We start from the raw sequence: 24,329 nt of genomic DNA on the forward strand, positions 1-24,329 counted from the left end.
AGGTACAATAGCTATTCCAATTATTAGATCCATTTTAATCGTAAGCGTCAAATATTCCCCACCTACTAGTTTAAGTCCCTATTACTATCTTCTTTATTTGTTTGAAACACTCCCCAATACCGATTCAAAAATAAAGAAGAAATTGATAAAGTCTTGCCGCGGCCAACGGATATGCCATCTAGTTGTAGTGTGAGGAAGAAAAGTGAGGTAAACAAAAAATAACTCCAAAATCAACTTTTATCTTATATTTTGGAGTTACTTTACATTTACTTATATACCGAATTGGTACAAATCATATATGTAAATCAAAAGGCTTCCAATCGTAATGTTAGAATCCTTTACTTATAACAAAAGTTGATTGCTTTTTGAAGTCGAGAGATCCCTTCAGTAATATCATTTATATCTACTTTTCCATATGACAGACGAATATAACCATCTTTTGCACCGAAAATACTGCCAGGCATAAAGGCAACTTGTTGTTTTAAACCTTGAATAGTGAGTTGTTTTTCTTGTATAGGTTGTTTTAATTTTCCCCATATGTAAATACCACCTGTCGGCATGGGGAATGAGAGTTCCTCCTGTAGGGAGCATTGTAATGCGTCTACCAATACATTTCTTTTTTGTAATAACTTAGATCGCAGCTGTTGTAAATGTGTTTCAAATGGAACTGTTTCAAAAAATTGTTGCATAATCCATTGAGGAAAGATACTTAAGCCTAATTCCATTTGGTGCCTTGCATCTGATAATCGTTCAATAACGGACTGAGGAGCAACGAGCCAGCCGATTCGCAATCCTGGTGCTATCAGTTTTGACAGAGAATGAACATAAATGACTGTTCCGTTTGTATCGATTGATTTTAAAGTTGAACATGTTTGTTCTTTATTTTCTAATGTTAATAAACTAGAAGGGTCATCTTCGACAATCGGGATTCGTAAATCGGCACATAAAGATAGAAGTGTTTCTCTTCTTTTTGGATGAAGGAGTGTCCCTGTTGGATTTTGATAATTGGGATTTAAGAAAATCATTTTAATACGGTGCTTTCGATAAAGTTCATGTACATCATCTGGATGAATGCCATGTTCATCAACAGGTAATGGGAAAATACGAATGCCAGCCGATTGAAAAAGAGGTAAGGAATAACAATGCGACGGACTTTCAAATGCTACTGCATCGCCTGGATTTAATAAACATTGCACAATAAGGTGCAGTGCTTGTTGGGCACCGGAAGTAATCATAATCGATTGTTCGGTTGCATCAATTTGTAAATGCTCCTTCATATACTTAGCTACAATTTTTCGTAAAGGAAGATATCCTTGTGGGTGATCATAGCTTAACGATTGCGTTAGTGGTTGTTGATGTAAAATTGCTTGTAATTGCTGATGCGGAAATAAATCACATCCAAGTTCACCATTTGCAAAATCAATGATATTTTCATTTTGCTGAACTTCCTCACGAATATAGCGAAGGAGTGGTAAGTTAGGTAAAAATGTCCCACCTTCCACAAAACCGCTCCAATTCGGTGCGAATTTTGGCGATACACCCCACATCTGTGTACTGACCCTTGTTCCTTTTCCAGTTGTACTCTCAACAATTCCCATTGCACGTAGTTCATTATAGGCTGTTGTAATTGTACTTCGATTTACTTGAAGTTGTTCTGCTAGCTTGCGTTCTGAAGGGAGAAAACTTCCTGGTGGAAGCTCTCCGTACATAATACGCCTTTCAATATAATCAACAACTTGTAGATAAATCGGAATTTTACTATCTAAATCTAACTTCCATTTCAATTGTAACGTCTCCTTGTTCCTTCATTAATACCATAATACCAAATTGGCTGTGTGAAAAAACAGTGAATTGGCTGGTGTTACAGGGGGCCAATTTCACTATACTAAATGAGTGAAGGAGAGATTTGGATGAAACAAAGGCAAATAGAATGGCTCCTAATGTCAGTTGCTTTAATATGGGGAGCAAACTATTCGATAGGAAAATATGGAGTGGCATATATGTCATCCATTCAATTTAATAGTATGCGATTTTTAATTGCATCACCAATTTTGCTACTTATTACCTTTATTATGGAACGTTCATTACGTATAGGGAGGAAAGACTGGTTGAGACTTTTGGTAGTTGGTATTGTTGGGACAACATTATATCAAACGCTATTTATGCTTTCAGTCAAATATACTTCTGCGACGAACGCTTCATTACTAATTGCGATGTCACCAATCTTTACAGGGATTTTAGCTGTATTGCATAAACAAGAACGTTTTTCTCTGAAAATACAAATTGGATCTATGCTTTCTTTTGGAGGAGCAGCACTTGTACTATTAACTGGGCATACGAACCAATCTGCATATGAATATGCATGGTTTGGAAATATAATTGGATTGGTTGCGTCAATCGCATGGGGCTGGTATCCAATCCTTGCTCAGCCGCTAATTACGAAATATTCTGCGATGCGAGTAACCGCTTGGTCAACGTTATTAGGAATTGTCCCGATTGTTTTATACTGCTTAATAAATGTAGACTACTTAACATTGCCGTCTGATATGCTAAGTTGGGGATCGTTAGGATATTCTATTGTATTTGCAACGATTTTTGGACTAGCAATGTGGTATGTTGGAATTAGTAAAATTGGTTCAACAAAAGTAATGGTTTATATGTATCTTGTTCCATTATTTGCGGTTATATTTGCAGCTGTAACGATAGGTGAACAGGTGAATATCATGCAATTGTTTGGTGGACTTGTTATTTTCGCTGGGTTATATGTTGTGAAAAAAGGAGCAGTGATAAACCCAGCCCTCAATTTAAAAAAAGATAAGTTAGTATGAAAAATGACCTCGTCCTAAGAGTGGTCATTTTTGTTTACAAAAAAGTTTGCTTGCTTCATGGCTCGCGTTTGAAAAGGTGTCTAACTCAAATTCTTCTTTACAATAGCCGCTAGCTCATCAATTGATTTACGTAAATTTGTTGCCCCTTGTGCAAGATATACTTTTTCAATTACGATTTCTGATATCATGCCTCCACATATAGTATGTAAGGAGATTACCTAATTGGTTATTTACAAATTATAGGTGGGGAATATTTGACTCTTACTTTTAATTCCCCCGTCTATATCTTTATTTATCTATGTACTTTTACTTAGTACTACATACGTTTTCACAAGGTTTAATGTTACATGCTTGTTCAAGATTCTGCACCGTTAGTTCAATAGAGAAAAAAAGAACTTCTTATGCAACACCTTGTTTAACTCTTGCACTCCGTTAGCTTTATAAGATGTTATCATTTTCTATGTAATACAAATTGTGATTTACTGTATTTAAAGTTGTTTTTTTTGTAAAAAGGAATTAAATGTTCTTCACAAAACAAGCTAATAACATCAATATGAGATAGTTCGTCTAACAATTTTGATACAAGATTCTTTCCAATGCCTGACTTTTGATATGCTTGATGTATAACAACGTCTTCTATATAAGCCCTAAAATTTCCGTCCGTTATAGCCCTTGCAAACCCAATAAGATTACCCTCTTTCCATACACCAATTGAAATTTCCCTTTTTAACATTTCTTTAATATCTTGTTCTTTTCTTTCCTCCCACCAACCTGCATCTTTATAAAGTTTCATAAGTTCGATTGCTTTAATTGGTTTTTCATTAAATTTAAAATATTCAAGTTCCAAGTCGTTATCCCCGATTCGTTTTTATTTTAATTTTATATAAATAGTACAGGGTTGTCTTCTTAAACTAACCTGCACAGTATGAGTTTCTTTCCCCCATGCTTTCCTCCTCTCTAAATGGCTGAATCAATGATTTAACTCATTGAGCTATTTTTAAAATATCATTTATTTAAATTTGAAAAGTGACAGCGTTTAGGGCATTTATAGTCCAAAAATCGAGTAGTAGGGAGTGATTAACTCCCGTCCTCTCACACCACCGTACGTACGGATCCGTATACGGCGGTTCCATGAAGTATGACGGACAGCGATTTTGTATCTCCCTGTCCGTTTTGCTTTTCTGTCTCTCCTTGCCACTTGTATTCTCAGCCCTCTTAGTGTCTCCTATGGGATTCACCATTTCTTCCACTAAGTAAGTCCTTCTTTGGGTTGTCTGCTTCATCGAACAAGTGAAATTCGAGTTTATTCCACACTCCTTCATGGTTCGGTCCTTCCCCTTCATTCTAGATGTGAATGGTACTATGACCTCTGCTGACTTCTGATGGTTCAGCTACCTATCGCTAAGTAGGTTACAAAGTGTACTTTGCGGTTCCATCAGACCTCCCCGGGTCAGCGTATGCACTTTCACACCATCTATCCGCCTCATTTACTCGATATGACCTTCGACAGAAAGGACTTTGTGTTGTTATGCACACTCATCCAATCATACCTAGCCTTCTATGAGATTCGTGTTCCTCGGACTGGTGTTTTGCCTCCAGCTTCCTTCAGATTCCGCGTCGCCACGGACACCCTTGCTCTTGGCTAACCTCTACTTCTGTCTTCGGGGTTCGGGACTTGCACCCTATAGTTCATACACATGCCGGGCGCACATAAAAAAACGCAACACTTATATGTGCTGCGTTTCATCATTAAACGATAGTTCATTTTTTATAGAAAACATTGATATATCCTTGGAAAAGCTATGTAATTTATATTAGAAATGGTATAATAAAAGAGTAACAAAATAGAGGTTTCATGGGCGGTTAGCATACATTTCTTCACCTATTATCTTCAGTTTTTAAAGGGGAAGGAGATGCTGCTAATGACAGTTTTTGAAGGATTATCATTAATGATCAGTTTCGCTGGACTGATTGTTTCGATTATCGTCTTGTCATATACTTTTTCACAAAAAAAGTAAACCGCCCCTGCCTCCAAGCATTCGGGTCAGTTTACTTTCACTGAGTGCTAATCGCCTTTGAAGCGATTTGTTTTGTTACTGACCGAGTAGTGTTCCAGCACTATTCGGTCTTTTTAATCTGTTCCTTATCTGATTAAATTATAACATATTGACATTAAAATTCAAGATGTTTGAACTGTTCTAAGAGCAGTTATGAATCTATGTAATCTCTTTGCAGCACCCCAATAAAAGGTATTCTGTCTTCAGGAATAACGTCCTTGATATCCAAGAAACAAGTACTCCATTTGCTCTTTATAACAAATCACTAACAAAGTTGATTAATAAAAAATCTAATCTCCTTTTCCTTTAAAAATGCGCTGAGTTGCTATATGTGCCCCCTGATCGTAGATACTGTTAAAAAAGTGATTATAAAAGTTATTGATAAAATTTTTGTCCTGGTCCATAATCCATAGTCTCAAGCATTTCTTTTACCTCCATTCATGTGATGTACTTGCCCTACGTGGTCTTCGAGCGTGGCTAGGTAATCGGTACCCTGCCGGATTTGCTGACGAACCACTTAGCCGATAAACCCACACCTGAAAAAATTGCACTCCATACGACCGTGCTTGTGGAAACAGGCAAGGCACTGGCTGTACCCATCGCCCAGTTTTCAGCGGAGATCCTACGCACACAGGGCCTATCGTTCCCTGATTCGCCGATGAACTGGGTATGCGACTCGAGCTATCAGTCGGCCTACGTACATTCCCTCTGGTCCACAATGACGACCCACTTGAATGCTTTGCAGGCGACCTCAGCGCTTTTTCCGCTGCTTATGATATTGCTATGGTCGGCTGGCCTGACGTTAGCGGACAAATCTTCGTGGAAGAAGCCGCTCCGTTATTAGCATTGCCAGGACTCGCCTGAACCGATTGGGCACAAGGTCGGATTTTCGGCAACGGTGTTCCTGGCGGACCGGTGGTGATCCGCATAAACGCCCAGAGAAGTATTGTCATTGCTGACACAGTAGTGCAGGATCGACTGCGTCCTTTTATTGGCACAGGCGTCGTTCTGTATGGAAAACGCACGATGGCAAGTGATGACACCTTATCACTTCATGACATCAATTCAGAGCTCCAGTTTCTAACTTGACTTACTATAGAAACCACTTTTGACTAAATTAGACGACGATTATAAACATCGGAAATCCTCGCCAGCATCGCTAAATCAATCCCGCCGCCAACTACTATATAATCTTTGTCGGGTGACCAAAATTCATTACTAATATCTCCATTAGAGAATAATTTAAACTTCATTTACTTTTGTTTTATTTTTTAATTTTGCTTCACAACCAACACAAACATCACATCATAATCAACAATATTCGCTTTTGATTCTTCAAAAATGTCCCCACATATTGAACATGTAATATCTTCTCGGTCTAATTCATCGTAATTCGTGTCATCCTTTATAATTCGATATAAAGGTTCAAGTAAATCCAATAAGCGACGCTTCTTCCACAATCGCGCCCTTTAATTGAATAACTAAGATCTAACCTCACTCATAATATCACTTACTTCTTCTTCAACTAACGCACCTCTTCGTTTAAGTACATTTAATTACATACTTATAAAACTACTTTAATTTTTAGTGCTGTTTGTATCCTTTAAGAACCTCACTGTTAGTATTTCTCGATCTTTATTTTAATTTTTATTTTTTCTTCGTTAGTTGTTACTGTTTCTGTTTCAGAAACATTCTTAATAGAATCTTCAACTATTTGTTGAATCAACGTATCATCAATTTTTGCATCCTTAGGGAAACCTACTGATACTGTTAATTCATCAGTACCACCATCTAACATTATTGCTAGTGAATCACTTTCAAGTTCCGTTTGTTCTGTAATACATACTATTATTTTATTTTTTAATTCAGATAATAACCCGTTTTTCTGAGAAACTACTACTTCCTGCTCGCTTTCTAATACCTTGGATGTATTACATCCAACTAATAAGATTGAACAAAATACAATTCCTGAAATTATAGCCTTTTTCATCATTTATAAATTCCCCTTTCAAAAAATTGCACATTACACAACAGTTTAATATTGGTCTGTTGTTGCTCCTAATGTAGCACCGCGAATCATAGATTCGTCACTAAACTTTTTTAAATCACTTGGTTTTCCTGTAACTATCACACCAATAATTTTTAGGTTTTGAGGTTCTAGTTTTATTTCGCCCTGATTAGTTATGTTAGTAATAATTCGCTCTGCATCTTCTTGATAATCACCACCATCTTCCTTTACCTTCTCTAAGATTGATATAAAGTTAGAGGCAGAATAGGTTTTTGCAATCCGGTTATATGAAAAGCCATATGCTTGAAAACCATGGATAGTAGCGTCTCGGAAATTCTCATCTTTGTTAAAATTATTATCATTTTCTATTTGATCTTTACTAAACGTATCTACCCAATACCATGCTAAATGTTCTTTAAATACCTCATTTACTTCCTCAATGGAGTATCCATCATCAAACGAAAAAGCCATTTCTACAACTGTGTTATCATCAATCACATTAAGTAACTTTCTATCATCAAATATTTGCTTATAGTTTACTTGTGGATGAAAAAATTCAACGACTCTTTCTCCTTCATAATACATAGGAATTCGCTCATCATCTGAGTAGCCTAAACCAGAAGGACCATTATTTGAAATAAGTCGAGACGAACCGAAAATAGTAAAAACTTTTTCCTGTTCCCCCCATGGAATTGGTACTCCTCCAACGATTTTTACTAACTTCTTTTTTGCTGTTGCAGAAGTTAGAGAATAATTAAATACGCCACCTCGCTCTTCGATGTTGGCACCCATAACTCCGTTCCAAGCCGAATCTAAGTCGGTCTCCTTTTCCATTTTTATTTTCATTACTGTATCGCCAATAAAATATAGTCCAAATAATACTATGACACTAATAACTAATGAAATGAGCACCATTTTTATTATTGAACGTTTCTTTGCTTTTTTTACTAAATCCTCAAATTCAAAATCTTTAGGAAAAAACTCATTTTCCTTGTTCATTTTCATACCTCCTATATTGTTCTATAAATTCTTTTCTTGCCCTATGGAGCACAGTCTTAATAGATCCTTCTTTCATGCTGTATAGTTCTGCTATCTCTTTTATTTTTAGTCCTGTACTATATTTTAGAAGAAGCAACTGCCTGTATTTTGGTTTTAATTTCGCTAAGATTTCATGTATATCTCTTTCGAGTTCACTTTGCATGAGGACTTTTTCAGGTGTTTCTTCCTCAAATATTTCCTGTACATTGAATTTCAATAATATATCTCTTTGTCTAGATTTCTTACGGGACAAATCATAATATTGATTTACCGCTACTCTAAATAGCCAACTTTGGATATTATCAATCTGGACTGAGTCTATGTATTGTAAAAACTTATACGCAGTATCTTGGATAGTATCTTCCGCATCCTCCTTTGAAGCACCCATTTTTATTAGGTAAGAGTAAACAAATTTTAGTATCTCATTTAATTTTTTCCCCATCATGGAATCATTCATTTCAAACCTCCCACCTTTAAAACGTTTCAATACTAAAAAGGTTAACAAAAAATTACAAGTTTAGGTCGCTTATCCTCTTTAACGTATATTTCTTTAGTTGAGAAATAAAAAAAGAACTTGGCAAGAAAGTTGCTCTTCTCGCCAAATTCATTAGAGAATAGATTGATTACATTTAATCAATCTACAATAGCCAATGTATATTTATGGTTAGTTTCATCTTTTTTACCCTAGATTTTTGTGATAGGGTTCACTCCAATCGATTCTAAACTCCCTTTATATGAATTACCAATATATCTTGAACTCTTCCTCCACAATCTGGCCCTATTACTGAAAAAGGCACAATTCCAATTCAAGAATTGCGCCCTTTTCTTGAATAATTACAATAACTTTGTACACAATCTTTTCACATTACGTATGGTGACCTAAGAATGCAGCTATTCTACTTTGTGGATAATAGGTTCGCTGGCCCTCCCTTATAAAAAAATCTTTTTATGACTGATTTAACACTTACCTTTATGTAAGTACCTGTAATAAAAGTGCGTACTTACATATTTTTAGCTTGGACTTTACAATAAAAATGAAATCAGCTTAAGGAGGAAAAAACATTGAAAACTCTTGTTATCATAACACACCCAAGCTTAGAAACATCTGTTGTTAATAAGCGATGGGTAGAAGAATTAAAAAAATATCCAGAAAAATATACTGTGCATGAATTGTATAAGGTATATCCGGATGAGAACATAAATGTGGAAAAAGAACAAAAATTGATTGAAACTCACGGGAACCTTGTTTTCCAATTCCCTGTATATTGGTTCAACTGTCCTCCTCTCTTAAAAAAGTGGATGGATGATGTTTTCCTTTATGGATGGGCTTATGGTTCAAAAGGAGATAAATTAAAGAATCGTAAAATTGCTTTAGGGGTATCTGCCGGGATCAAAAATGTGGATTATAGTGAAGCTGGAAGATACCATTATACAGTTGAACAAGTGTTACGTCCGTTTGAGACGACAGCCATCTATTGTGAAGCAGATTATCGTTCGTTCTTTGCGTTTTATGGAGCAGAATTTGAGCCATCTGTAAGCGAAATAGAAAAAAGCACTCAAGATTATTTAAATTTCATTGAAAATATGTAATGGGTAACTTTTATAAAAGTTAAAATAAGAAGTACCTCCTAAACAAGAAGGTACTTCCTTTTTACACTATGCCTATTTTGTTACATTCTAGAGCTTAAAAACTATTTTTCTCTCCCCAATCGCACATCATATCTAACAATGGAATAAGTGAACAACCACGTTCAGATAATGAATATTCGACTTTTGGAGGTATTTGGGGAAATTCTTTGCGTATAATAAGACCATCTTCCTCAAGTTCTTTTAACATAACACTTAATGTTTTAAAGGGAATAGTCTCAATACATCTCTTCAGCTCATTGAACCTCATAACCTTATTTTCAGACAACCAATACAAAATAATCATTTTATACTTACCACCTATTAAGGATAACGTATATCCAAAACCAGTGTTTTTTAGTTCTACGCCAGTCGGAACACAGGTTTCTCTCACAATCCTACTCTCCTTTTAATAAGAATATCCTATCAATATGAATACTTTATAGTAATTTACTATGCAATCTTATCACAAGAATATAAGGTAAGATCACTATAAAATTTTGTTATATCTTTAATTCGAATAAAAATTTTAACAAAACACCCCTGTTAAAAAACTTAGTCTTTATTCAACAATCTGGCCCGATTGTTGAACACCAAGTTAAACAACACACTCTTCAACTAAAATGCACCATTAGTTGAACAAGAAAAAGATGGGATCGCTGTGGAATCCCATCTTGAAGTAAAGCACCTTTAAGGTCAGGCAGCTTTTTTAAATTCTATTGCCCTCGATAATTAATTATAGGGTACAGTTTAAAAATTAAGTTCGGCTTTTTTAAACATTGAACTATTAAACATATCTACATAATTTAAAGTGATATTATTAATCTCGTTCTTCAAGCCAATTATAAAACTGGGGTGCTTTTCTATTCTCTTCAACAAATAGTATATTTATTTGAGCCAGCATATTCTTTAAATTAGTAATAAGAAAATCAGCCCTGGATGCAGAGACTTCTTCGGATTCTATTTCTTGTTCAATTTCCTTGGCCGATGTTAATAAGCTCAATCCTTTATCCCGTTTCTCGGTATCATTCATACCTATTATTTTAAATGTATCTTCCATAATCGCATTAAGGTACTTGTGAATTTCATTCAGTTGATTTGCACTCGCTGCACTAATCACCTCGCCCTTAGACCAATAGATTTCAAAGTGAGTAATACTACGTCCACTCTTAATTTCTTTATAATCGACTTCTAATTCCGTATAGTTATTGATTTCATTAATAGCCACATCTAATACTCTTTTTTTGAATAGACCCGTATTTTTTACATATGACTTATTTTCCTCAACACTAAATAGGTTTAATAGTTCTTCTCGTTTCAAGCATTTGGTCCAATAACCGTAATGTGCTTTTAAATACTCATAGAGTTTCCAAGAGTAGCTACTTTTAAATTTTGCGGTAATTTTCAGATCCAATAATACATACTTTTCTTTCAATTCAATAATGTGAGGGATCATATACTGTGACCATTCAAAATTGAACAACCCAGATTTATATGTAATTCGAACAAAAACATTCCAATAATCAAATTCGTCATTTGTTAGATCTTCAGTAGCAGCGATTTTTAAATCTATTAGTTTTTTTGCATCTTCAGAAGCTGATTTTGATGGGTACTTTGATATATCGAAATATTTTTCGAACTCGTGTTTATGGAAAGACGTATTTGTTTTCTTTTGTGATGAATAGATAGCAAAAGAAAGTAACTGCATTTGTTGAAGGGTTAATCCGTTATTCAATTTGGACATGGATAACTCATTGCTTTTAGCAATAGAATTTTCGTTAGAAACAATATTTGACTTTGGATTTTTTCTCAAGTAATCACCTCATGTTCTATTGAAACAAATTATACCTTTATATTGTAACGTATATCAACCCTTGTAACAATAAAGTCATTCTTTTGTTGAAATCAGTTGTTTTTTATCTAAGAGTGTAGAATAACATTAAAATTTATAACCTAAACACAAAAAAAAGAATAAATAACCATATTGTAACGAAGTGAATCACGTGTTTCAATTGAAGGGTACTTTTTGTTTCGATAGGGTATAATTTGTTTCAACAAGAGGGTACTTTTTGTTTCAATAGGGTATAATTTGTTTCAATAGGAGGGTATTTTTTGTTTCAATAAGAGGATACAATTTGTTTCAACAGGAGGGTACTTTTTGTTTCAATAAAAAGATACAATTTGTTTCAATAGGGTATTTTTTGTTTCAATAAGAGGGTATAATTTGTTTCAATAGGGTATTTTTTGTTTTAATCTAGGGGTATATTTTGTTTTTATAGAAGGTATTTATTGTTTTGATAAAAGGTATAATTTGTTTCAATAGCGGGTACTTTTTGTTTCAATTAAAGCGTCTCAACCCATGATATATATAGCTTTCTATTAAAGACAATATAATTAATATCTTTAATTTAATTAATCTATTAAAATAATATAATTAATATCTTTTAATAATTTCATATTGAAGTATAGTTAATGAATTAATTTTATTCCTTGTAAAGTATACACATTATTACTGTAAAATATACATCATCAGTAGAAGGTATGTTACTTTGCATACAACAGATAAGAAATTTTACGATTTACCTTATATATTAGATTTATTATATATTCCTTCCTTCAAAAAAAGAGAAGGAAGGAAGAAAGAAATGTTACACCTGCATTTACAGCCAAACATACATGATATAGTTTTAATCCACTCTTATTTTTGATTTTTCCATGCCCTGTACCATTAGGAATTTCTAAGTTCATCAATACCGATTACTATTTGCCCTAAATTACTTAATGTTCGTTTAACAGTTTCATATAAAAGTTTGAATAAAAAAATATTTATAATCAATCTTTTTCAAACGTGCAGTAAAAAAATACAACCACTCCTTAGGGAATGGTTGCATTTTTTTATTGTTGCACTTGCTTTTCAAAGTTTTCAATACCATGTGCTTTTTTTACTGCAGTTGAAGCTCCATATAACCAATAAGTACCTACAGCGGAAGTAATACCTGTTGGTGTATAACCTAGACTAGAATAAGTCGGTAGCTTTAAGTCGTCGATACTTCCCTCAACTCCAATATAATCTACTTGTTGAGGGTACATATCCGCGAATGCATTCAACCATTCGTTATTAAAAAATAAGTTTTTAACATCTGTACTATATGTACCGTTTTTATTAGCGTTCCATTGAGTTTCACCCATCTGAGTTCGAATTAAAGGTAAAGCATTGAATGTATATACACCACTAATTGTTGCTTTACGAATTGGACCACCATAAGTCATTGATGTATCAATCGCTGTTCTTGCAGCACGATTATCGAGATATGTTTTCGCAGATAACCATCCACCTAGAGAATGTCCAGTTAGGTACCATTTATAATTTTGATATTTTGGGAATTTAGTATAGATATAATTTAAATATAAATGAGCTTGGATAAGTTGACCTGGTTTATCATTTTCTAAAATGTTTTTTGCAGTCCAATAATCCTCACTTGTTTGCGAACCCGCAAATGCAATAAATAACTTCTGACTTCCTTCAGCTACAACGGCCATTGCCTTAAAACCAGTATTATCTAATCTACTTTTAGGACTTTTCATTGGGTGATTATATTCAGCTTGTACGTCAATAGCATCGATTACCTGAAATTTATTAGCACCATGTACAACATTGATATTATGTTGAATTTGCTGATCTGTAAGATCACCAACATCATATACTTGTGCAGAAAGATCATAGTACAATCTGTTATAGTTGTCAGCATATCCTGCTTCCGCCTTACTATTAACTGCTAAACTAGCACCTAAAATACATGCAGAAAGTGCAAGTACAGAGCCAAATCGTCTTAATTTTTTCATAAAATTCCTCCATAATGTTATTTATAGAAACAATAGAAATAAAAATATTAAACTATTGTATCTTTATACTATTATAGTATAAAAAATACTAAATGGAGTTATCAAACCTCTATGCGTAAGTTACGAAGAAAGCGAAAGAATTTCGCCATCTACTTTGAAATGTAGTTAAGCGACTACGTTCGCTTGATACTCAATGAAACTACATGACATAAGGCAAAATAGAAAACCCTTGATATACAAGGATTTTGATTGTGAAATAAAACATATAATTTCTGAAAAATAAATCATCAAACCTCCCCTCTTATCCTGGATTATTCATCAACAAAAAAAATCCCACGGAAGTGTGACTTGTCGGGTTTTCCATATGGGATGATTAACGCTATGGAAAACGATAATCATGAGTAAATACAAAATACTTACTGGGCAAAAGATATTGCTCAATTACTTGATATTTCAACGTCCTACCTTAGAAGAAGGTCAATTGATTAAGAAAATGCAACGAACTTGCTGAAGCATTTAATAGAGGTGTCTTTACAACTGACTTTTTAGCCAATTATCACGACTGACTTTTACATAATTATTATTAAAATAACGGCGCGTGAAACGACTTGAGCCGGACTATTTGTTTTTAATTAGATCGTAATTCTAAATCCTTCTGGATGATGGCTTTTGATTATACATTCCCTTACTAATTAAGTTGACATAGCAACTGAAAGAGGTAGTGGTGACAAAGAATAAACCCTTGTCATCACTGCCTTATTTGAGATCACTAATTGCGACCTCGGTCTGGTCTAATTATGAAAATAAGACGAAGATAGCCTAATGGTAATTATTTACATTACATAACTTATAATAGTGTGTAATCGCCAAGTAGAAATGAACACTTTCTTACCAAACATGCTGAATAAGACTGAACACTATTTTTTCAGTAAAGTGTTCAAAGTTATCTGACGGTTATATATGGTTTATAAAAAAGAAAAAAGGAAGTGACTTTTATGAGGCAATATGAAGGGCAAGTTCCGCCTCTTCCTTATGGACCTTATACCTGTAAGCAGGGTTATGTCTGGAGGGAAGCAGTTTCTGGTGACTTTGTATGCGTAATTCCACAAGATCGCCAGGAGGCTGCTAATGAAAATGCACTGGCTTCGATTCGTCGGGAACCTGGAGGAGGAGTCTACGGGCCAGATACATGTAAGCAAGGCTTCGTTTGGCGCGAGACGCGACCTTCAGATCATGTCTGTGTCCCACCTAATCGTCGTGATCAAGCCAGAGTCGACAATAGTTTAGCAGCTTTCAGAATGGAGTATCCGCCAGCTGCCCCTAGCAATGGTATAACAGCCTGGGACGAATTGATTGGGACACCTGCGTCTTTTGAACGGAGAATTCTTGTCTCCGGGACTTTCACTCCTAATAAGGAAGTGGCATTCTATCTGTACGGTGACAGATACGGGTGGTCAAACAGTTTGTACCTCATCCGAAAGATAACAGCTGATGCCTATGGAAAGGTGCCTCCGATAATCGCCACGTCCCATTGTAGTTTTTATCAAAGTCCAACTCAAATGCCTGTTATTGTTGTTGATGAAGGAACTGGTATCGTGAGTAATGCAGGCATGGTTGCCAATCATCTTTGTATTTATAATTAAAAATTGATTGAGTAGATTTCTCGTGTAAAAAAGGCTCTAAAGTGGCCTAGCGAAGAAATTTATCATCCAATAAGAAAAATGTTGAAAAATTAAGCCAACAATTAGAGGAAAATAAGAAAAGTTTTTGGCAGAAGTTATTCTCAAAATAAATCTTATTTATACATTTCTATACACTATTGGTTGACAAAAAAAGACACCTTTTTAGGTGTCTTTTTTATGATAATGAATGCTCAAAATCAATATTTATTTAAACAATTTTGCATCTGCCCAGTTGGCATGATCATTGTCAATATTATCATTAGCGTTAAACGAAACTAACTCAAGTGTATTTTTCCCTGTAATATTTACTTCCACATGTTCAGCTGGTTCATGAGATTTTTTAACCGGACTTATATATAAAATTTTACCATCAGCGATTATCACAAAATTCACAGAACCATGACCTGACGCTACTTGATCATCTATTCCAACATCTACTGTAAATTTAGTATACTGTCCGTTCAAATTATACTTAATTGAACTATTTGAATGCGAGCCAATCCCTTTATCATATTTCACACCATTAATAGATAACTGTGTTTTATAAAACGATAGGTCCTTATTATAAGAAGAATTATTAGGTGTCATTTGCTCTATATCTCCTATAACTGAAGTAGGAGTTAACTCATCACTTAAATACACAGATACGGGTGCAGCTAAAGTAGTTGTATTTCCACTTACAAAAACTGTACAAACAGAAATGATTAAAACCAGAGCTAAACTTAATACATTAAATCGAAAACCTTTTGGATTAATAACTTGCTTTGCGTTCATATCATATCCCCTTTCGATTTTGAAATACATATCATATCTTCACATAATTAACCAAAATGTTCAAGTATTTTTTATTTTTGTAAATATAGTATAAAAATGGAATCTAAACGTATTACTGATGAAGATGAATCTAGACCTCATACCCACTACGGCACCATTTTGCAGCGACATTTGGCCCTCATGTTGGGCATCTGTAATTGTTTATGCAGGATTTTATACATCGTTGAGTTGACAGCATTTTTCAGCTGTTTTATTGGCTGCAGCCTGTATAAAATCTTGCATATTAAAAAAGCACGTCTGCTTGCCCTCCTGTGGTTAGTGACCTACTTATCCTTAAAAATATTTATTTTTTTGTATCAGCCAATTGCTATTGGGGTGTACTGTCCCACAAACAGTACTTGCCAAGCCAAAAAAACAAGAGCAAGTACTCGCTACTCTTGTTTTTTGAATAACTATTTAAATACAGGATAAGCAGTTGTGACGAGTTCTACAACTAGAATAAAACTTTATCGGAAAGAAGAATTAGGTGAAACCGTGCAAGCCAAAAAATTTGGAAAGAAAGGTACAATTGTTGGTATAATATACTGGATTCTCTTTTTCACCTAAACTAGTTTATCTTTTTCGGATTGTCCTCGAATTTTTTGAAATGGCTGGTCATAGCCAAGTGCTTCAATTTCCCCGATAATAAATAGATTTTCAGCAGGTTGCTGTTGAACGAGAGCTATGCAAATCTTATGATCATCGACTGTTAATAATCGAATCATGGTATCACTCCTAACGTACATCAGCAGAATAATAACATACTAAAAGATATCACTTTTAAGAAAGAGTACTATTTAAAGATAATGTCTGATGTAGATGCCAGTGCATTCATAAATGCTTTTTTGTAGCCATATGAATAATGACAAATAGAGCCATTTTTCATTGTAATTTTTCGATAGGTTGAGTCAATCTTATGAATATGCTGCAAATTAACAATATACCCGCGATGACAGCGGAAAAAGCGATTATCTAATTGCTGTTCAATATCTGTTAAATTGCTAAAAAATTCATAGACACCACTTTTCTCCTTCAGCTCAATTTTATGTGCAATTGGTGATGTGGAGAAGCAATAAATATCATCAAATGGGATGAATTTAATATGTTCCCCTATTTTCACTTGAAAAGTCCTTTCAATTTGTTGGGTATGTCTATTTTGATGTTTTTGATAAGCAACGTGCAAGGTGTCGATTAAATTTTCAGCTAAATCTGGTTCGTTTTTAACAATAAAGTCCAGTGCAGCTACTTTGTACGTAAAGGTTAGCCTTAACTTTTCCGGATATGTGGTAATAAAAACAATCGTTGCAAAAAAATCTTTACTGCGTATAGTATTTGCCAGTTCTAAGCCATTTATCTCATGTCGAAGCTCAATATCCAATAAATAACAATCGGCTCGATGTTCCTGTATATATGTAAGTACCTCAGATGGATTAGAGGCGATCAATGCAATCTCAACATCCTCATATTGAAATAAAGAAGAATGAACAATAGTCGATTGCAAAAATTTCCGTTGTTGTGCATCATCCTCACAAATAACAATTTTCATAGTAGACACCCCTTAGAAAATTTGTAACTCCTGAATAAAGCGTTGTTTTTCAATACGCGTGTTTAATGTAACATTAGGATAGGTCTGTAAAATTCCCTTCACATTGGCTAAACCAATCCCTCGGTCTTCTCCTTTAGAAGAGGATTGATAATCAAAGATAGTTGAAATATTGAAGGTTGCATCCTGTAATGGATTGTCGATAACGATAACAATATGGTCATTTGAGGAGAGAATAGCAATATGTACAACTGAATCGGCTTTCGCAACACTCGCCTCAAGAGCATTATCAATCAAAATACCTAGCACCCTCGTTAAATCAATAAGACTCATATTAACAGAGGATATCGTATGTGGAATTTCAATCGTGACCCTCTGCTGTAAACGATTCGCTAGTAACAGCTTAGAGGATAATAAGCCTTTTAGCTCGACGATTTGCAAATTTTCCAATGTACCAATCATTTTACTTTGGAATAAGGTCTGTTGCTCCACCTGCATAATATGCGAATAAAAATATTGCTTTAATCCCTGTACATCCTCTTCTTCTATATAGTTTTGCAACGACATTAAAATATTTATATAATCATGGCGGAACTTTTGCATATCTGTATTCGCTTGCTCCAATACCTGCATATATTCAAAAAATTGCTGCTGTGTCACTTCCTTTTGCCGAATCGTTTGCATTTTGTTGAGATTTGAAACAAGTAAGCTAACAGTAAACACTATCAATAACATATAACTGCCTCTGAAACAATTAGCTTAATACCATATTCAATTTTTAGCTTCTCAGTTTGTGTATGAGATTCAAGTGTAAATAAATTAAATAGTTGATCCTCTATGTATTTCATAAACGCCCACCTTTCTTTCCTATTCTACACAAATTATACAATAATGGAATTTATTTTCCTGAAATATTGATTTTTTTTCCTATTTGTCATTATAATAGTGTGAGTTAGCGTTTAGGACATTTAGATTACTTTGTAAGAAAAAACACTCTTTACAACATATTTCTCGTGTATTCTTTTTACGTAATATGATGCAATTAGCAACATATTTCTAAAAGAAACGCGAAGGGAAAGATGTAAAATGAAAAAATTATTATTAGGCTGTGTAGTAGCATCCTCTTTGGCTATTCCCAATTTAGCTTTTGCTGCTAATTCAAATGAAAGTATTGAAACGAGTACAGACAATGAAGCGACTATTCCTGCATACATGGCTCCAGGGACAGTAATTAAATTTAATGAACAGGAAGAATCTGTTATTCTGAGAGAAGGAGAAGGAAATAAAAAAACAAGTTTAACGCAACAATATAGACTTCAAGCAGACGAAACAGATTTGCCAGTTATAAAACCAGGTATGACAGTGGTCTATGATGCTTTAGGTGCACCAATAGTAGTTGTTCCAGAAACTAGTGAATCTATTAATGTTGAAATGAAAGAAATTAATCCGCAACAAGGAATACAACCTTTAGCCGTAAAAACAGAAACGGGTGAGGTTTCTTGGTTTGATATTTGGGCAGAAAGTGGGACAGCATCTGGTTCAAAAGCGAATGATGGTGCGGCTCATAAAACTATAGCTATGAAGACATATGTTAATGTAAAAAGTAACAAAAATTCAAAAAAGACAACAGTTTTAATTTTAGATAGAGGACCGTATGCAAAGGGAAGAATTTTAGATATGTCTAAACAATCATTTAGTAAGCTACATACTACAAGTACGGGAGTATTTAACGGTACGATTAGTTGGGATAGTAAATAATTCCTTCTCATTTTATTTGATATGGAAAGTCAGTTTACACAATCTTTTTTGGCGTAAACTGACTTTTTCAGTGATTCTGATTGAAATTAGCTCTTCTTAATTAGGGAAATAGGCTGTATAAATTTAAGAAATAACTCAGTTTCTTATCAAAATAATATGTAGTATTTTGATGGTTATTGGTATGTGGTAATGCAATTTCTAAAAAAACTTCGCAAAGGATGAAGTGCATAATGTATAGATATGTTTGTAAATACAGGAAAAAAGCAATGGGTACTTCTGTTATCATTTTTTTATCGTTAGTATTAGTTTTGTTTGGATGTCAAAAGAAAGAAGATACCAGCCAACCTGTTAGTGATCCACCTGTTAGTGAACCGCATATTGATGATAATGAAGAACTCATTGTTTCTGTATTTGATAAGGAAGGCAAAAGTAGTGTAGTGGAGATAAATGCTGAAAAAAATGTAGAAAACGAATTAGTTAATAATGAAGAGGTTTGGTTACATGCATCACTTTCAGACAATAAACAATATCTTGCCTATACAAGTGCAAAAGGTGAAGGACCTTGGGAGATTTATTTATTAGACAGAAACGATAAAAAAACTTATCAAGTTACAAATGATACTTTAGGACAACTTATTCCTAGATTTGGTGATAACAACACCATCTACAGTGAAATACTAGGGGCAACATTCCCTGTATCCAAGATTTCGAAAATAGATGTGAAAAAAAAGAATTCTATTGTATTTGATACAAAACAACCTGACCGTGCTGTAGAAATGTATGATACTTCTAAAGACAAAATTATTGGTGCATTTGTCTCTGAGGAAGAGAATACAGCAAGAAGGAAGGCTGCAAATGATGCTGGTGTACCTTTAGGGCAAATTGTCTATTCAATATATGAAATGAATTTAGATGGCTCTGACATGAATTTGGTAACGAATATAAAAGCCGTCAATATTGATTCGATGGCATTTGGACCTAATGGGAATACTGTAATTCTTGGAGGGGCAAATATAAATAAAGATGAAGGAAGCGGCATTTATCAGTTATCTCTTACAGACAAAAAATTAACTACTATATTAACAGATCAAATGATTAATAAAAGTAAGGATCCCCTATTATCAGAGATTGGTCAAAGAAGGCTAGCGGTATTGTCAAAAAATGAGCGATTTATTTATTTTTCGGGTATACCTAAAAATGCAGCAGATGTTAGTTTTGACGGTATAATTTCTAAAATACAGTGTATATATAAGTATGACTTGGATAATAAAGAAATAACGAAAGTATATGAGTATAAAAAACCAGCTTTTATTACGGATATGACGGTTACATATTAAAGTATGCAGTTGTTCAGTCAAAATAAAATCCATGCTTTTGATAAATAAAAGCTACTAGATGCATTATAGATGCATGGACATACCTCGGTTAAAACAATAGCGTTGAGAGTAGGAAATTGCTTGTCTAACCATGAGATAAAGAAAAACACCTTTCATTGAATAACGGGTATTGAAACCTGAAAAAATCAATGAGAAGGTGTTTTTCTTTGGGAGCTTGTCCCCTAAGAATTTTGAAGAAAGCGAAAGAAGAAGCTATACAGAAGTTTTGCACTACATTGAAATATAGTTGAATTATTACACTTTGACTACGTTTGGTGCTTAGGTGAGCCTTCAACTGGTGCTTGTTTCGAACACCTTACTTCTCTTCTGGACTTTATAGTAACTAGATCCTTTTTTCTAATTTTTGTTTTCAATTCTTCGCTAATGTATCCACCGCTCACGTGTCATCGCGAGTGTATAATGCCAATTTTAATACAATAAAAAAGCCCTACCATTTTGGTAGAGCAAGAGTACTTAATTTACTTTAGAAATACTAAAGATAACTCCTTGAGTTTGGTCATATTTTAAGTTATATCTAATTGTGTTGATTTCTACTTCAGTTTCATTTTTATCGTATTTAAAGTCTTTATCAAAAAACCTTAATTCTTTTAATACGTCACCTATTTCAATATTACTTAATTCGGTATTCGTCATACCAATTAATAATGCTAAGCTAGTTGTTATATCGATACCTTCTCCTTGTCCAATCATAATTAATTCATGGATTCGGTCATTTTCATCTAAATTTTCAATTAGTGTAATATCTTTATCTATCTTAAAAGTTTGTACATTACCATCTTTTGTGATCGATGTAATCTCATTTGACGCATTTAACTCTTTCTTCGCGATATTAAAGGCTGAAACAAGTTCACTATGGTCATTAAATAAAGGTAATTTTACAGTAGTACTAATTATAATAGGTAGTACAAAATATACCAATGCCACAATAGAAATGGTGATTCTTTTCTTTTTTGAATACCTTCCTTGTCTCCATAGTAAAATCAAACCTAAAGGAGGAAAGATTATTAACAAAATCCACATAAACCAAGTTGTCTCAAAATACCTTGTTTTTTTAACTAAATTAGCTTGCATTTTTGTTTACCCCTTTAAATAAGTCCTTTATATTAATATTGAAAATAAAATCAAGTTCCTTTGGTTTTAGCAGATTAGTCAGTGTCTGTATTGTTGTTTTGTTATATGGAGTTTCGTTTTCTTCTACGATAAGGTGCTCAAAAAGTGAGTTTTTCCCTATATCTTCTTTATCGATACCGAGCATCTTTTGTATTAGCTCCTCATCCTGTATGAATTCGATTCTAGTAGTATATTGTGATTTTATTGATGGATCAGTAATAATATTGTTTAACAATTTATAGTGGGCTTTAGCCATTATGTAATCTTTCTTGTCAAACGAGATGTCAGCTTCTTTTTGTAGTTCTTTGACAGTGTCATTATATAAAGTTGATACTGTCGTAGATGTATTTTCTTTTTTTAACTCGTTTAATATCGAAATAACTTCATCATAGTTCTTATTCTCTTTAGCGTCTGTTGCTTTAGAAAGATTGTTTTGGAACTCTTCTTCTTTAACGATCTTTTCGAAAAAACTCTTTGCTTTTTCCTTTATTTGAGAATTAGCGCGGGTATAGTCTTCAAAAATGTAAGTTAAATTATTTTTAGCATCGTTATATTCTTTGGCTGCAAATTCTAATTCAGCTTTCTTAAATAAGGATTCCAATGATTTATTAACAAGATCATTTGCCTTATTAATATTTCTGTTTAAAGGATATATTTTCTCAGCTTCAGCTAATGCCTCTTCATATTTTCCATTGGTAAAGTATGCGTTTGCTGATGTGAAATGTTTATCTGCTTGTACTTGATTTTCATCAATTACTGGCTTAGGTTTTGGTGTAGGTGAGCTATTTCCACCCGATGATCCACCACTAGAACTGCCTCCATTATGAAAATGATACTCTCCGTATTCTAATCCCCATTTTTCACAGTTTGTTCTACATGTATGTCCTCCGTTAGAATCCGTTCTTCCTGGATGAGCATTTGCAAAACTAGGTAGTAATAAAATGCTACAAAATCCAGTCAATAAAACTATCCTTTTTTTCATATTTCTCTCTCCTTGTAAATTACATATTCCTATTACTTATAGCACAGAGAGTTTGTCAAATGCTACCGTTTTTTGTATTTACATGGAATTATCTTTAAATTATTATAAAAATAATAGTTAATTTGTTTCGAAAGTGAGGGAAATAGTATGGGATTACGTTTTCGTAAAAGTTTAAAGATAGCACCTGGAGTAAGACTTAATGTTGGAAGTAAGAGTACAAGTATAAGTATTGGTGGAAAAGGTCTACGTTATAATGTTAACAGCAGAGGCAGATCTACAACAACTGTGGGTATACCAGGGACTGGTTTATCATATACATCCTCAAAAAACTATAAAACAAAAGCTTATCAAACTAGAAATAGTCTACAATCACAACAAAGAGCTATTAAACAAGCGCAAGAAAGAGAACAGGCTCAATATGAAGTAGCTGTATTTGAAAATCAATGTGAGTTAGTAAAATCTATTCATAAAGAATGTGACGATTATGTAGATTGGCATAGTATTTTAAATAGTCAACCACCTTATCAATTAGGCGGTATTGGGCGACGTGAATTAGAAGCAAAAAAGAAATATGAAAATCATAAACTAAAATTCACTGATTGGTTATTTAAAAGAGAAGAAAAAGTTTATAATCAATTAGCTAAAGAGATTGAGGCAGCTAAAGAAGAGGATCGAAAAGAATACGCTGAATGGGAAAATACAGTTTCAATTTCAGAAGAAGTACTCAATGGTAATATCGACACTTATCTTAGTGTAATTGAAGAAATGAATCCATTGGAAGATTTAAGTGAATTCGGAAGTGGGTTTGAATTTTCAACTAATGACCCTTCCTATATAGAGGTTGAATTTGATGCTCATTTTAAAAATGTCATTCCAACTGAAGAAAAACGACTAACTCAAACAGGTAAATTATCCTCAAAACAGATGACTAAAACACGATATTTTGATTTACAACAAGATTATGTTTGTAGCTGTACAATACGGATTGCTAGAGATTTATTTGCACTTTTACCATTAAAGACTGTTATTATTCATGCCTATGAAGAAAAGTTGAACACTGCTACAGGATATAATGAACGTGTACTAATATTGTCTGTTAAAATTGAACGTGACATTTTAAACTCTTTAGATTTAAATAATATAGATTGTTCCGATTCAATGGCGAATTTCTACCACAACATGCAATTTAAGAAAATTAAAGGTTTTGAATCAGTTAATAAATGTAGCTTTTGAATAACGAATAATTAAAAATTACCCTTCGAAATTAATTTAACAGCAAATTAAAACGCCATTTTGACCATTTATTTCAAAATAGAGCTTCTTTTAAAATAGGGTACGGTGTTTTATCTAAAAGTTTCTTTTTTAGGAGTCTTATATGGATTAGGCATCCAGTCCATCATTCGTAAGAAACGTTGCTTCTTTAAGGGTGCTCAATCGAGAACGTTCGATAATATCGTCAATTGCCAATTTCAGCAGCGTCAAATCAACGAAGTACTCGTTACAGATGTCATTTATTTAACAACGAAAAATAGTTTTACAGGCTGTCGAAGAATATATTTATTTTTACAACTATAAACGGTTTCTCAAAAACGACTCAGCCATCTAGCACCGAGTGAATATCGACAACAGATGGCTGCATAGTCT

General features: G+C 33.7%; 25 protein-coding genes. 9 read left to right on the plus strand and 16 right to left on the minus strand.

From position 1 onward, the window contains the following. Positions 1-338 precede the first annotated feature (338 nt). On the minus strand, positions 339-1,784 hold the full coding sequence (gene pdxR, locus AC3WSO_RS00075) for a MocR-like pyridoxine biosynthesis transcription factor PdxR (RefSeq protein WP_492527679.1): 1,446 nt from the start codon (positions 1,782-1,784) through the stop codon (positions 339-341). 126 nt (positions 1,785-1,910) lie between these two features. On the opposite strand from pdxR, the gene AC3WSO_RS00080 reads away from it, so the two are divergent. Next, complete coding sequence (locus AC3WSO_RS00080; protein WP_492527681.1) at positions 1,911-2,828, plus strand: DMT family transporter; 918 nt, start codon at positions 1,911-1,913, stop codon at positions 2,826-2,828. Positions 2,829-3,279: 451 nt separating this feature from the next. On the opposite strand, the gene AC3WSO_RS00085 is transcribed toward AC3WSO_RS00080, so the two are convergent. Further along, entirely contained in the window at positions 3,280-3,621 is a 342-nt protein-coding gene (locus AC3WSO_RS00085; protein ID WP_492528044.1) for a GNAT family N-acetyltransferase, read from the minus strand. 1,129 nt (positions 3,622-4,750) lie between these two features. Between AC3WSO_RS00085 and AC3WSO_RS00090 the strand changes: the two genes are divergently transcribed. Further along, positions 4,751-4,846, plus strand: a complete 96-nt coding sequence (locus tag AC3WSO_RS00090; RefSeq protein WP_492527683.1) for a putative holin-like toxin — start codon at positions 4,751-4,753, stop codon at positions 4,844-4,846. Between the two features lie 1,310 nt (positions 4,847-6,156). Here AC3WSO_RS00090 and AC3WSO_RS00095 read toward each other — a convergent pair. The 4 genes from AC3WSO_RS00095 to AC3WSO_RS00110 all read right to left on the minus strand — a co-directional run bounded on the left by AC3WSO_RS00095 (position 6,157) and on the right by AC3WSO_RS00110 (position 8,388). Then, entirely contained in the window at positions 6,157-6,324 is a 168-nt protein-coding gene (locus AC3WSO_RS00095; RefSeq protein ID WP_492527685.1) for a hypothetical protein, read from the minus strand. 179 nt (positions 6,325-6,503) lie between these two features. Further along, entirely contained in the window at positions 6,504-6,878 is a 375-nt protein-coding gene (locus AC3WSO_RS00100; protein ID WP_492527687.1) for a topoisomerase, read from the minus strand. Between the two features lie 42 nt (positions 6,879-6,920). Beyond that, positions 6,921-7,892, minus strand: coding sequence for an anti sigma factor C-terminal domain-containing protein (locus AC3WSO_RS00105; RefSeq protein WP_492527689.1), 972 nt, complete (start codon positions 7,890-7,892; stop codon positions 6,921-6,923). After that, positions 7,876-8,388: an RNA polymerase sigma factor gene (locus tag AC3WSO_RS00110; protein WP_492527691.1), complete on the minus strand. Its 513-nt coding sequence runs from the start codon at positions 8,386-8,388 to the stop codon at positions 7,876-7,878. The genes AC3WSO_RS00105 and AC3WSO_RS00110 overlap by 17 nt, the downstream gene beginning before the upstream one ends. 605 nt (positions 8,389-8,993) lie before the next feature. Between AC3WSO_RS00110 and AC3WSO_RS00115 the strand changes: the two genes are divergently transcribed. After that, positions 8,994-9,521 carry an NAD(P)H-dependent oxidoreductase gene (locus AC3WSO_RS00115; RefSeq protein ID WP_492527693.1) on the plus strand — a complete coding sequence of 176 codons (528 nt, stop codon included), beginning with the start codon at positions 8,994-8,996 and terminating at the stop codon, positions 9,519-9,521. Positions 9,522-9,615: 94 nt separating this feature from the next. Here the strand turns inward: AC3WSO_RS00115 and AC3WSO_RS00120 are convergent, their stop codons facing one another. From AC3WSO_RS00120 to AC3WSO_RS00130, 3 genes are all read right to left on the minus strand, one after another. Next, entirely contained in the window at positions 9,616-9,951 is a 336-nt protein-coding gene (locus tag AC3WSO_RS00120) for a winged helix-turn-helix transcriptional regulator (protein ID WP_492527695.1), read from the minus strand. Positions 9,952-10,377: 426 nt separating this feature from the next. After that, positions 10,378-11,370 (minus strand): replication initiation protein, encoded by a 993-nt coding sequence (locus AC3WSO_RS00125; RefSeq protein WP_492527697.1) that lies wholly within the window; start codon positions 11,368-11,370, stop codon positions 10,378-10,380. 1,082 nt (positions 11,371-12,452) lie between these two features. Then, positions 12,453-13,400, minus strand: a complete 948-nt coding sequence (locus AC3WSO_RS00130; protein WP_492527699.1) for an alpha/beta hydrolase family protein — start codon at positions 13,398-13,400, stop codon at positions 12,453-12,455. 995 nt (positions 13,401-14,395) lie between these two features. On the opposite strand from AC3WSO_RS00130, the gene AC3WSO_RS00135 reads away from it, so the two are divergent. Then, complete coding sequence (locus tag AC3WSO_RS00135; RefSeq protein ID WP_492527701.1) at positions 14,396-15,043, plus strand: hypothetical protein; 648 nt, start codon at positions 14,396-14,398, stop codon at positions 15,041-15,043. Between the two features lie 243 nt (positions 15,044-15,286). Here the strand turns inward: AC3WSO_RS00135 and AC3WSO_RS00140 are convergent, their stop codons facing one another. The 5 genes from AC3WSO_RS00140 to AC3WSO_RS00160 form a co-directional block, all read right to left on the minus strand. Further along, positions 15,287-15,856 (minus strand): NPCBM/NEW2 domain-containing protein, encoded by a 570-nt coding sequence (locus AC3WSO_RS00140; protein WP_492527703.1) that lies wholly within the window; start codon positions 15,854-15,856, stop codon positions 15,287-15,289. 602 nt (positions 15,857-16,458) lie between these two features. Continuing rightward, positions 16,459-16,620 (minus strand): hypothetical protein, encoded by a 162-nt coding sequence (locus tag AC3WSO_RS00145; protein WP_492527705.1) that lies wholly within the window; start codon positions 16,618-16,620, stop codon positions 16,459-16,461. Between the two features lie 68 nt (positions 16,621-16,688). After that, positions 16,689-17,441 (minus strand): LytR/AlgR family response regulator transcription factor, encoded by a 753-nt coding sequence (locus tag AC3WSO_RS00150; RefSeq protein WP_492527707.1) that lies wholly within the window; start codon positions 17,439-17,441, stop codon positions 16,689-16,691. Positions 17,442-17,453: 12 nt separating this feature from the next. After that, complete coding sequence (locus tag AC3WSO_RS00155; RefSeq protein ID WP_492527709.1) at positions 17,454-18,173, minus strand: GHKL domain-containing protein; 720 nt, start codon at positions 18,171-18,173, stop codon at positions 17,454-17,456. Next, entirely contained in the window at positions 18,164-18,286 is a 123-nt protein-coding gene (locus tag AC3WSO_RS00160) for a hypothetical protein (RefSeq protein WP_492527711.1), read from the minus strand. Before AC3WSO_RS00160 ends, AC3WSO_RS00155 begins: the two co-directional genes overlap by 10 nt. 238 nt (positions 18,287-18,524) lie before the next feature. Between AC3WSO_RS00160 and AC3WSO_RS00165 the strand changes: the two genes are divergently transcribed. Both AC3WSO_RS00165 and AC3WSO_RS00170 read left to right on the plus strand, forming a co-directional pair. Then, complete coding sequence (locus tag AC3WSO_RS00165; RefSeq protein WP_492527713.1) at positions 18,525-19,196, plus strand: septal ring lytic transglycosylase RlpA family protein; 672 nt, start codon at positions 18,525-18,527, stop codon at positions 19,194-19,196. Between the two features lie 230 nt (positions 19,197-19,426). After that, entirely contained in the window at positions 19,427-20,533 is a 1,107-nt protein-coding gene (locus tag AC3WSO_RS00170) for a TolB-like translocation protein (protein ID WP_492527715.1), read from the plus strand. 513 nt (positions 20,534-21,046) lie between these two features. Here the strand turns inward: AC3WSO_RS00170 and AC3WSO_RS00175 are convergent. Together AC3WSO_RS00175 and AC3WSO_RS00180 are read right to left on the minus strand one after the other, a co-directional pair. Further along, on the minus strand, positions 21,047-21,664 hold the full coding sequence (locus AC3WSO_RS00175; RefSeq protein WP_492527717.1) for a hypothetical protein: 618 nt from the start codon (positions 21,662-21,664) through the stop codon (positions 21,047-21,049). After that, positions 21,654-22,685 carry a YHYH domain-containing protein gene (locus AC3WSO_RS00180; RefSeq protein ID WP_492527719.1) on the minus strand — a complete coding sequence of 344 codons (1,032 nt, stop codon included), beginning with the start codon at positions 22,683-22,685 and terminating at the stop codon, positions 21,654-21,656. The genes AC3WSO_RS00175 and AC3WSO_RS00180 overlap by 11 nt, the downstream gene beginning before the upstream one ends. A 147-nt stretch (positions 22,686-22,832) precedes the next feature. On the opposite strand from AC3WSO_RS00180, the gene AC3WSO_RS00185 reads away from it, so the two are divergent. From AC3WSO_RS00185 to AC3WSO_RS00195, 3 genes are all read left to right on the plus strand, one after another. Continuing rightward, complete coding sequence (locus AC3WSO_RS00185; protein WP_492527721.1) at positions 22,833-23,918, plus strand: DUF4236 domain-containing protein; 1,086 nt, start codon at positions 22,833-22,835, stop codon at positions 23,916-23,918. 105 nt (positions 23,919-24,023) lie between these two features. Continuing rightward, the gene (locus AC3WSO_RS00190) at positions 24,024-24,260 is read left to right on the plus strand and encodes a hypothetical protein (RefSeq protein ID WP_492527723.1); all 237 of its coding nucleotides are present in this window, start codon (positions 24,024-24,026) and stop codon (positions 24,258-24,260) included. Continuing rightward, a complete protein-coding gene (locus AC3WSO_RS00195; RefSeq protein WP_492528046.1) occupies positions 24,241-24,291 on the plus strand; it encodes a hypothetical protein in 51 nt (16 codons plus the stop codon). Before AC3WSO_RS00190 ends, AC3WSO_RS00195 begins: the two co-directional genes overlap by 20 nt. Positions 24,292-24,329: the final 38 nt, after the last annotated feature.

This window comes from Lysinibacillus sp. EB106-09-02-XG168, assembly GCF_058791475.1.

Excerpts from the sequence above, each read along its gene's own strand:
- AC3WSO_RS00080 (WP_492527681.1), top strand. The coding sequence starts at position 1,911 with ATGAAACAAAGGCAAATAGAATGGCTCCTAATGTCAGTTGCTTTAATA.
- AC3WSO_RS00085 (WP_492528044.1), bottom strand. The coding sequence starts at position 3,621 with ATGAAACTTTATAAAGATGCAGGTTGGTGGGAGGAAAGAAAAGAACAA.
- AC3WSO_RS00090 (WP_492527683.1), top strand. The coding sequence starts at position 4,751 with ATGACAGTTTTTGAAGGATTATCATTAATGATCAGTTTCGCTGGACTG.
- AC3WSO_RS00100 (WP_492527687.1), bottom strand. The coding sequence starts at position 6,878 with ATGATGAAAAAGGCTATAATTTCAGGAATTGTATTTTGTTCAATCTTA.
- AC3WSO_RS00105 (WP_492527689.1), bottom strand. The coding sequence starts at position 7,892 with ATGAACAAGGAAAATGAGTTTTTTCCTAAAGATTTTGAATTTGAGGAT.
- AC3WSO_RS00110 (WP_492527691.1), bottom strand. The coding sequence starts at position 8,388 with ATGAATGATTCCATGATGGGGAAAAAATTAAATGAGATACTAAAATTT.
- AC3WSO_RS00130 (WP_492527699.1), bottom strand. The coding sequence starts at position 13,400 with ATGAAAAAATTAAGACGATTTGGCTCTGTACTTGCACTTTCTGCATGT.
- AC3WSO_RS00135 (WP_492527701.1), top strand. The coding sequence starts at position 14,396 with ATGAGGCAATATGAAGGGCAAGTTCCGCCTCTTCCTTATGGACCTTAT.
- AC3WSO_RS00140 (WP_492527703.1), bottom strand. The coding sequence starts at position 15,856 with ATGAACGCAAAGCAAGTTATTAATCCAAAAGGTTTTCGATTTAATGTA.
- AC3WSO_RS00145 (WP_492527705.1), bottom strand. The coding sequence starts at position 16,620 with ATGATTCGATTATTAACAGTCGATGATCATAAGATTTGCATAGCTCTC.
- AC3WSO_RS00150 (WP_492527707.1), bottom strand. The coding sequence starts at position 17,441 with ATGAAAATTGTTATTTGTGAGGATGATGCACAACAACGGAAATTTTTG.
- AC3WSO_RS00155 (WP_492527709.1), bottom strand. The coding sequence starts at position 18,173 with ATGTTATTGATAGTGTTTACTGTTAGCTTACTTGTTTCAAATCTCAAC.
- AC3WSO_RS00160 (WP_492527711.1), bottom strand. The coding sequence starts at position 18,286 with ATGAAATACATAGAGGATCAACTATTTAATTTATTTACACTTGAATCT.
- AC3WSO_RS00165 (WP_492527713.1), top strand. The coding sequence starts at position 18,525 with ATGAAAAAATTATTATTAGGCTGTGTAGTAGCATCCTCTTTGGCTATT.
- AC3WSO_RS00170 (WP_492527715.1), top strand. The coding sequence starts at position 19,427 with ATGTATAGATATGTTTGTAAATACAGGAAAAAAGCAATGGGTACTTCT.
- AC3WSO_RS00175 (WP_492527717.1), bottom strand. The coding sequence starts at position 21,664 with ATGCAAGCTAATTTAGTTAAAAAAACAAGGTATTTTGAGACAACTTGG.
- AC3WSO_RS00180 (WP_492527719.1), bottom strand. The coding sequence starts at position 22,685 with ATGAAAAAAAGGATAGTTTTATTGACTGGATTTTGTAGCATTTTATTA.
- AC3WSO_RS00185 (WP_492527721.1), top strand. The coding sequence starts at position 22,833 with ATGGGATTACGTTTTCGTAAAAGTTTAAAGATAGCACCTGGAGTAAGA.